The organism is Mycobacteriales bacterium (assembly GCA_035533475.1).
Taxonomy (GTDB): Bacteria; Actinomycetota; Actinomycetes; order DATLTS01; family DATLTS01; genus DATLTS01.
Window position 1 is genome coordinate 94,666 of sequence record DATLTS010000045.1, and the last position, 6,000, is coordinate 100,665.

4 protein-coding genes are annotated in these 6,000 nt (G+C 71.7%); 3 read left to right on the forward strand and 1 reads right to left on the reverse strand.

Annotation, left to right across the window (positions count from 1 at the left end):
* Window positions 1-40 precede the first annotated feature (40 nt).
* The 3 genes from VNG13_11015 to VNG13_11025 are packed head-to-tail and all read left to right on the forward strand — an operon-like array spanning window position 41 to window position 4,955.
* On the forward strand, window positions 41-1,759 hold the full coding sequence (locus VNG13_11015) for a methyl-accepting chemotaxis protein (GenBank protein HVA61048.1): 1,719 nt from the start codon (window positions 41-43) through the stop codon (window positions 1,757-1,759).
* Window positions 1,760-1,789: 30 nt separating this feature from the next.
* Window positions 1,790-3,970 carry a response regulator gene (locus tag VNG13_11020; GenBank protein HVA61049.1) on the forward strand — a complete coding sequence of 727 codons (2,181 nt, stop codon included), beginning with the start codon at window positions 1,790-1,792 and terminating at the stop codon, window positions 3,968-3,970.
* A gap of 22 nt (window positions 3,971-3,992) precedes the next feature.
* Complete coding sequence (locus tag VNG13_11025; GenBank protein HVA61050.1) at window positions 3,993-4,955, forward strand: response regulator; 963 nt, start codon at window positions 3,993-3,995, stop codon at window positions 4,953-4,955.
* Window positions 4,956-4,975: 20 nt separating this feature from the next.
* Here VNG13_11025 and VNG13_11030 read toward each other — a convergent pair whose 3' ends face one another.
* Window positions 4,976-5,848: a GNAT family N-acetyltransferase gene (locus tag VNG13_11030; protein HVA61051.1), complete on the reverse strand. Its 873-nt coding sequence runs from the start codon at window positions 5,846-5,848 to the stop codon at window positions 4,976-4,978.
* Window positions 5,849-6,000 lie beyond the last annotated feature (152 nt).

Sequence of the window (6,000 nt, forward strand, 5' to 3'; positions counted from 1 at the left end):
GGACCGATCGGAGCACCAGCCCGGGGCCGGAAGGTGGCAGATGCGCACGCGCGGAGCTCGCATCGCCATCCCCGCTCCCCGCGGGGCGCCGGGCCGGCCGCCCCGCCCTTCCCTTCCGGTCCCCAGGTCGCTCGCACGGGAAGCCGCTCCCGGATCTGCGCCCCCCCAGCCCGCGGTCCCCGCCGCGCGGCCGCGGGCCGAGCCGAGCCCGACCGCCGAGTACCGGGCCCGGCTGCTCCGGATCGGTGAGCTCGTCACGCTCGGCTGCCTGTTGCTCGGCACCGTCGCGGCCACGGTCATGGTCCGCTTGCACGCGAGCGGCCCGCTGAGCCTGGCTGGATTGGCCGGGTGGGGGCTGCTCGCGTCCAGCTCGGCCCTCGGGCTGGCCATTGCCGCCTCCCGGCCCGGCCCGCGCCGCTCGCGTCCCGGATGGGCCGTCATGCTCGGACTGCTCGCCCTGCACCTCGCGGGTCTGACCGGCGTGGTGGCGAGCACCGGTGGGATAACGGGGCCCTACTGGGTGCTGTTCGTTCCGGTCGTGCTCCTGATCGGGGCCACCGTCGGGACACCGGCGGCGTTGAGCCTGGGCGCGCTGGCGTCAGGCGGCGTGTACGTGGCCGCCTGGGCATCGCATACGGCGCTCGGCGGCGCCGGCATGCTCCTCATCGTCATGCCGTTGTTTCCCACCGCCGGTTGGGCTTCGAGCGCCTTCTGCGTGGGCGCCCGGCAGGCGGCGCGGGACGCCGCCGCGCATCGCGCGGCCATCGCCCGCGACATCGACCAGTTGATCTCCCTGCTCGATGCCGTCTCCGCCGGTGACCTCACCCGAGTGCCGTCGTTGCCTCCCGATTCGCCGCCGGAGACCGCCCGGCTCGCGGTCGCCTTCGCCGACACGCTGCTCTCCTTGCGCCGGCTGACCCGCCGGCTTGCCGGGGTCGGCGGCCAGCTCGCCGCCAGTTCGGGCGAGGTGCTGCGGACGGCCCAGGGGCACGCCGACGCGGTGCAGCACCAGCACGAGGCGGTCCGGGAGACCGCGAGCACCATGGAACAGCTGGCCGGGACGGCGAGCGTCATCGCCGAAACCGCGGTGCGGGTGGCCGACTGTGCGCGCGACACGATGGCGCACGTCGACGCGGGGACCTCCGCGATTCAGGAGGCTGGCGTCGCGATGGACGCGATCGCCGTGCGGGTCGACGACATCACCGCCCGCGCGCGAAGCCTCGCCGAGCGCACCCGGCAGATCGGGGTCATCCTCGCCGGCATCGACGCCCTCGCGGTGCGAACGAATCGGCTTGCGCTCGGCGCGGCGATCGAGGCGGCCCGGGCCGGTGAGCACGGCGGGGGTTTCCGGTTCGTCGCGACCGAGATCCGTCGGCTGGCCGAGCGCTCGCGTGAGGTCACCGCCGAGGCCCGCCGCAGCCTGGAGACCGTCGCCGGCGAGGCTGACGGGACGGTCCGGATGGGGGAGGGCGGCGCGGTCGACGTCGCGTTCGGCGCCGACCGTGCGGCGTTGGTGGCCCTGGCCCTGCGCGACGTCGCCACCGAGGCCGCCGGGACCGTCGCCGCGGCCGCGGAGATCGCGCTGGCCACCCGGCAGCAGCAGGTGGCTGCGGACGGGGTGGCCTCGGCGATGGTTCAGCTCGGCACCACATCGGCGAGCTACCAGGAGGGTTCGCAGCGCTACCTGAGCTCCGCTGGGCAGCTGCGCGCCCTGGCGGAGGAACTGCGCGAGTCGCTCACCGGGTTCAAGGTCGCCTGAGCATGGCCGACGAAGTAAGGGTGAGCAGCAATGGCTGGCTGGGCTGACGATCCCGAGCTCGTCGCGACGTTCCGCGCCGAGGTCGAGGAACGCCTGGCGTCGCTGTCCGCCGGCCTGCTGCAACTCGAGGCCCACCCCGCGCCGCGCCAGGTGGTCGCCGGACTGTTCCGGGACGCACATACCGTCAAGGGCTCGGCCCGGATGCTCGGCCTGGACGGCGTCCTGCACGTCGCCCACCTGGCCGAGGATTTGCTCGGATCGTTGCGAGACGGCCGGTTCGAGGTTCGCCGGGACCTGGTCGACCTGCTGCTCGTCGCCTGTGACGGCATCGCGCGGTCCATGCCGGGTGCGGTCGCGCCGCTGGCCGCGACGGATCTCGTTCCGCTGACCGACGCGTTGCGTGGCGCGATCGCCGGGGACGACCCGGCGCAGGTCCCATCGCTCGTCACGGCCGAGCCGGACTCGGCCGAGGATGACGAGCATGACGAGAGCGTGCGGGCTCGGGCCACGGATTCGGTCCGGGTCGCGGCCGGAAAGGTCTACGACCTGCTCGACGTCGTCGGCGAGGCGGAGCTCGATGTGCGCCGGGTGGAGCGGGCAAGCGGCGCTTTGGTCGGGCTCGCTCAGGAGCAGCTTCGGTGGGTCAAGGCGCTCCGGGAGGCGCTTCCCGGCGCCGGGCTCCCGCAGGACGCCGAGTTGGCCCTGCACCGGCTCGTGGGGACCGGTGACGCGCTCGGCAATGCGGCCGGCGATCTTCGGGAGTTGGTCGACGAGGCGCATGGCCGGCTGGCGGAGGTGCGCGACGGGGCAATGAGCCTCGCGATGGTGCCGGTCCGCCGGGTGGTGGCCGCGTTCCCGCGCCTGGTCCGGGACGTTGCCGCAACGACCGGACGGGATGTCCGGTTGGTGCTGACCGGGCAGGAGGTCGAACTCGACAAGCAGGTGCTCGACGGCGTCGCCGATGCGCTCAAGCACCTCGTCATCAATGCGGTCGATCACGGCTGCGAGCTACCTGAGGTGCGGGCCGCCGCCGGCAAGCGGACCCAGGCGACGGTCACCGTCGCGGCCCGAAGCGCCGGAGGGACGGTGGTGCTCGAAGTCAGCGACGACGGCGCCGGCGTCGACGAGGACGAGGTGCGCGCCGCCGCGGTACGCCACGGACTGATACCCGCCGACTCGACGGTCAACGGCCCCGCCCTGCTACAGCTGCTGTTCGCCCCGGCGCTGTCCACCTCCCGGGTTGTTACCGAGACCTCCGGTCGCGGCGTTGGGCTTGACGTGGTGCGGCTCGCCGTCGAGGACCTGGGAGGCAGCGTCGAGGTGAACACCGTGCCCGGCCGCGGCACTTCTTTCGTGCTCACCCTTCCGGTGACCCTCGGCGTGCTGCGCTGCCTCGTCGCTCGGGTGGGCGACGAGCGTTACGCGATCCCGGTTCCGGGCGTGGCCGAGTCGATCGGCTTGCGTAACGCCGAGATCCACCAGGTCGCCGGTACCGCCGTCGTCGTGCGGCATGGCATGTCGGTGCCACTGCTCGACCTCGGTCGGGCTCTAGACGTGGCCGGCGAGCGTGCCCCGACCGCCGCGCTCGTCGTTCGCCACGGCGAACGGCTCGTGGCCTGGGCCGTCGACCGGCTCGAAGGCGAGCTCGAGCTGGTAGTCAAGGACCTCGGACCTTTCCTGGGTCGGCTGCCGTTGGTGACGGGGGCGACGATCGACAGCGACGGAAGCGTCGTCTGCCTGCTCGACCTGCGCGAGCTCGGCGACCGGGTCACCGGCGGTACCGGCGGGCTGGGGAGTTCGATGCCAGTCGAGCGCGAGGCCGGCGATACCCCGGCGATAAAGCCCGCGCGTATCCTCGTCGTCGAGGATTCGGTTGGAGTCCGGGAGCTCGAGCGGGTCATCCTCCAGGGAGCTGGCTACGAGGTGGTCACCGCCGTCGACGGGCTCGAAGGGGCGGCGCAGTTGCGTGAGGACCCGGTCGACCTCGTCCTGTCCGACATCGAGATGCCCGGCATGGACGGCTTCGCGCTCACCCGAACCATCCGCCGCACACCGCGCTGGGAGCAGGTGCCGGTGATCATCATGACGTCGCGCGGTGACGAAGCCGACCAGCGGGCCGGTCTGGAAGCCGGCGCCGACGCCTACCTGCTCAAAGGCCAGTTCGACCAGGCCCAGCTCGTCGACACCGTCCGCCGGTTGCTCGGCCGCTGATCCGGCCCGTGAGGAGACCCGAATGCCTTCCGTAGTCATCGCCGACGACAGCGCAACATTGCGCCGGATCGTGACCTCCGTGCTCACCCGTGAGGGCTATGACGTGCTGGCGGTCGAGAACGGGATCGAAGCGGTGCAGGCGGTATTCCGCAGCCAGCCCGACGCCGTCGTGCTGGACGTCCAGATGCCCCGGGTGTCCGGGTACGTCGCCGCCCGTCTGCTCAAGGACGACTGGCAGACCGCGGATATTCCGGTGATCATGCTCACCTCGCTGGATGCCGCCAGCGATCGCTACTGGGCCGTGCAGACTGGCGCCGACCGGTATCTCACCAAGGACTTCGAAGCACCCGAACTGGCGGCAGCCGTGAGCGAGGTCATTGCCGCTGCCGAGACCGCGCGCGGCGGACGGCCCGTGCTGCGTCCCGACCCGCTCGAGTTGTCCGACGACGACGTGTTGACTCGGGTGTGCGACCTCCTCGACCGCAAGCTGTTCGAAACTTCGGTGGCCGCCGAGGTCACCGCGCTGGCTGCCACGGCGCGCGGATTCGAGCAAACCGTCGCGGGCCTGCTCGAGGTGCTGGCCCGCTTCGTCGAGTACGACATCGCGACGGTGCTCCTGCTCGAGGAGCGCGCCGCATACGTCGGTGTCGCCCGCGACAGCTCGGTCGGACACTACGAGGAGAACCTCAGCGCGGCCGCCGAGGCGGCCGCAGCCTCGGCCGAGCTCGAGATCTCGGTCGGCAGTCTGGACGTCCGGCTGGCTGACGCCGAAGGACATCTTGGGGCGGAGGACGACGCCCGCATGTCCACGTTCCTGTCAATGCCGCTGCGCGGACACGGGGGGCATGTCATGGGCGTACTCGCGCTGTCGAGTGCGACGAAGAACGCATTCGGCGAGACTGCCCTCGCCACCCTTCGCCTGATCGACGGGCCGGCGGCGATCGTCATCGACAACGCCCGGCTCTCCGGCGCCCGCACGTCCTGAACCGCCGAGGTACGTCGTACCTAGCCCAGCCCGCCATTGGGTAGATAGGGCGACATCGGACCGATCGGTCCGGCGACACAGCGCGTCCCCGCGGGGCGCATCGCCAGGCCCGCCTCGAGGACGACGTCCAAGGCCCACTGCTGCTGCTGGCACATCCAGCGCACCTCGACCTCGGGCTCGGTCGTCTCGGCGAGCGCGGTCCACAGCAGCCGGGCCGCGGCGTCCTCGGTCGTCGCGCCCAACACCACCGGACCTGACTCGGAGGCCACCAGGTACCCGCGTCCGCGGGCATCTTCGGTGATGAACAGACCCCGTCCGGATGCCGCCATGAATTCCAGATCGGGTCCGTGCGGCGCTCCGCGTCGGGACCGGGCGATCGCTTCGACGAAGTCCCGGTCGTCCGTGTACGACCCAGATCGCACATCGTCGATCGCCGGTGCTCGCGCCCGGTCAAGCGTTCCCTTCGCGGTGAATGTCGGCCGCAGCTCGAACCCGGCTGCCCGGTATCGCCGCAGGGCCTTGGGGTCGTCGCTGGCGCAGATCGCACCGGTCCCGCCGAACGTGCTCATCGTCGCCTCGAGCAGGCGCCGCCCCACTCCCCGGCTCTGCATGCGGGTCGCCACCGCAAGCAGGGACAGGAACCACAACGGTCCGCGACGTGTCGCCAGGCCGATCCCGACGATCTCCCCTGCGCACTCCGCGACGAACGCTCCGGCCGGATCGTGGGCCACGCAGTGGGCGAGCCGGCGCCTGCCCCGATCGCGCAGGCCGTCATCGAGTTCGGGCATGTCCCAGCCATAGTGGCGGCCGGCCTCGCGCAGGGCGTGGTAGGAGACCTCCTGGGCGGCCGGGACGTCATCGACGCTCAGTGGCCGCACTCGCACGTCGTCCATGCCGCGACGTTAGGGCTTGCCAGGAAATAACCCAGGCGAGTTAGTTACATAGATATGATTCCTGGGCGCACCGAGTAGTTCCACTCTCCGTGGAAGCTGTGGGGCTTGAGGACCTGGCCGACCGCCGCCATCTGCGCGTCGGTGACTTTGAC